2 protein-coding genes and 1 pseudogene are annotated in these 1,993 nt (G+C 41.8%); all 3 read right to left on the bottom strand.

Translation table 11 applies throughout. The features are described from left to right. A partial coding sequence (locus A3729_RS24330; RefSeq protein ID WP_156498111.1) for a GNAT family N-acetyltransferase occupies positions 1 to 744 on the bottom strand: 744 nt, incomplete at its 3' end. Continuing rightward, entirely contained in the window at positions 744 to 1,736 is a 993-nt protein-coding gene (nadE, locus tag A3729_RS24335) for an NAD(+) synthase (protein WP_068515293.1), read from the bottom strand. The genes nadE and A3729_RS24330, both read right to left, overlap by 1 nt. Positions 1,737 to 1,763: 27 nt before the next feature. Further along, positions 1,764 to 1,993: pseudogene (locus A3729_RS24340) on the bottom strand (AMP-dependent synthetase); the annotation flags it as partial.

Below are 1,993 nucleotides of genomic sequence, written 5' to 3' on the forward strand. Positions count from 1 at the left end.
TTCAATGTAGCGCCACTCAAAATACTCAGCATTCTGTCTAATGTTGAGTATTTTGAGATTATGTTCCTTGTTGTATAGGTATTCTAAATCCTTCTTATAATTCTCAACTTGGGATATCGGTTTTATCGTTTTTCTAGTTCTTACTAAGTGCTTTAGTCGAGTAAAAAAACGAACGCCCCAGGCTATTGTTGGATAAATTATAGTACCTTTTACCCCATGGCCTTGTTGGGTGCTAGAAAATCCTTTTGCTGTAAGAGGTTTAATATAGAAAGCTATATTTCCAAGATTGTACCAGTTCAATCTTGTAAACATCGCTTGAGCAGCTTGAGATATCCCTAGGCCTATAACGAAATCATGTTGATCCATGAGCTTTTTGATCAAAGCAACGCCTAGGCCTCTCATTCTCCATTTTTCATCGACCGAGAGGTCAATGGCACAGCACCCTGAGTAAACCTTATCGGCATAATTAACCGTACACTTTAAACCATACTGGGTGCCGACAACATCATTCCCGTCCCAAGCGATATATCGGGGGTTTTTGATGTTATTTGAAAATAGCCAATCGTTGTACTCGGGGGAGTGTCGCAAAGGGCTATTTACAAAAGCTTGTTTAAGGAATGAGTCGACACCTTCCGTTTCATTGTCTGTAACGGTTTCACGAATTCGATCCTTAAAACGCACGGCAAGCCTGTCAAAAACTTTTTGTTGATTGTTTTTCGTTTGGCTTTTTTTAGCACTCATCATTACCAACCCAAATCAACCTTGTCTATTAACTGTGCATGGAGGTGTAAATATTGAGTTGTTTTACGTTTGCTTTCAATATCATTGTAAATAAAGTCTGCTTGTTCAGTGCTCGTGTTTAATGCTTCTGCTAACTCTGATGATGGCTTTTCGTTGTTATAGAACCACAGCGCTACATCCATTTTGTTATATGGAAGAGCGAAGTAAAATTCGTCCTGCCCCTGGCTTAGGCTGTAGGTGTCGGTAGTGGGGGTGGCACTACAGATTTCTTCAGGCAGCCCTAGGTGACGAGCTAATTCATATACTTGTGTTTTATATAGGTGAGCAATTGGTTTGATGTCTGCTAAACCGTCTCCACCTTTGACAAAGAAGCCTTGATCATATTCAACTCGATTAGGTGTACCCACTACAGCATAGTTCAGCCGATCTGCATGGAAATAGTCCATATTTTTACGGATACGTTGCTTAAAGTTTGTTGCTGCTACAATTGTCAGGTACTCATTTAAACCCAAACGCTTTTGCTGCTGCTTGCCGGACGGGTCTTCAACGACAAGTTTGAAGTGGTTAATTTGTCCTTTAGCCCCTCCATCGATCACTATTTTATTTTTCCAACCTTCGCAATACTCTGGGAAGGTCTTTTTGATCGCTTGATCGCGCCATTCATAACAACCTATTGCTTCTAGTGCTGGGGCAATATCTTGAACTGTATACTCGATGCCGAGGTGCTCGGCTAGAGCTCTACCTCTCTCTAAGCTAGTTGAAGAAGAATCTGTTTCTGGCATTAAGATTCCAAATACTTTTTTCGGGCCAAGTGCACTGACAGCTAAAGCTGCACTAACTGAGCTGTCTATTCCACCAGATATTGCGACGACCAAGCCGCGACGGTGTAGCGTTTTTCGTAAGGAGTCTCTAATAAATCCCCCAATGCGTTCTACCTCAGCTGCATGGTCTAACTGGGTGTATTGTTTAAGTAGGTTTTCAACTTGGCTATTCATTAGTGATCTCTTCTTTCCGTAAATGAGTTATTTGCGCGCATTGGCAAAGCTTGCTAGCTCGTGACGTTTTATTTTTCCGCTACTTGTGCGAGGAAATTCACTGACCCAGAAAATTTCCTTAACTTGTTTGTGAGGCGGTAGATTTTTCCGGCAATGATAGCGGATCGGTTTTGGGTCTTCACCAAAGCCCTGTTTGAGAATTACAAAAGCAGCGATGACTTCGCCTAGCAGCTCGTCTTTGATTCCAGTGACAGAAA

The organism is Oleiphilus sp. HI0043 (genome assembly GCF_001634935.1).

Bases quoted from the DNA above. Each gene is read 5' to 3' on its own strand.
- nadE (WP_068515293.1), bottom strand. From the start codon at position 1,736: ATGAATAGCCAAGTTGAAAACCTACTTAAACAATACACCCAGTTAGAC.